The sequence below is a fragment of the Treponema sp. R6D11 genome (assembly GCF_054786075.1).
In genome coordinates this window covers 1-736 of record NZ_BDHD01000588.1, presented here as the reverse complement: position 1 = coordinate 736, position 736 = coordinate 1, and the positions used below count along the sequence as shown (strand labels likewise).

General features: G+C 38.3%; 1 protein-coding gene. It reads right to left on the bottom strand.

What is annotated here, in order from left to right:
• Positions 1-67: 67 nt before the first annotated feature.
• Positions 68-736, bottom strand: a 669-nt coding sequence (locus tag ACYVTD_RS14870) for a hypothetical protein (RefSeq protein ID WP_461248491.1), incomplete at its 5' end; no start/stop codon positions are given.

Below are 736 nucleotides of genomic sequence, written 5' to 3'. Positions count from 1 at the left end.
AGATGCTAGCGCAAAGATAGTAAATTTAATTATAAACTAAAAAAGAACCCTAGAAAGGGTTCTTTTTTTATAACGGTTTTGTTAGAATAATTTTAGGGTCTGTAGATATGGGTTCAGTAGGCTTTGTTTCCTGTGAGGCGGGTGTAGCAAGCAATTTTTCAACTGCTTCTTTTTCTGCTTCTTTAACAGGCGCTATTTTTTTCTCATGTCTTTTAATATTTTCCATCATCTTAAGCCTCTCCGCCGGAGTCATATCTTGCACAGAAGGCAGACCTTTGCTTCCTTCCGGTTCAAGAGTTTCTTGCAAAGCATCAGCAGGCAGTTGCGCAGTAATCCCCTCTGTTTCCAAAGTTTCTCCTTTAGCCTTCGCAATGGCAACCGTGTCAAAACTATTTATTGCCTCTAAAAGCGAAGTCTCAGCAAAATATGCAAACTTCTTTTGGCAGATGTCATATACCTCTAAAAGCTTTTCCAACGGTTGAACCTTAAAACAAATATCAAGCGCGTCTTTGTTAGGATAAGGTATCATAGTAATTGACGCCAATTCCTTAGCGCTTGCAGTTTTCGCTCTTTCTGCCATTATCGAACAAACTTTATTATTTTTCATGGAAAACCTTGTCACTGGCAAATATCTCGCCTTTTTATAATCCAATTTATATTCACTAAAAAACTTCACAAGAGAAACAAAAGGAAGTTTGGCATACACCTCAGGAAAAAGCCCTGCTGAACCCTGTGT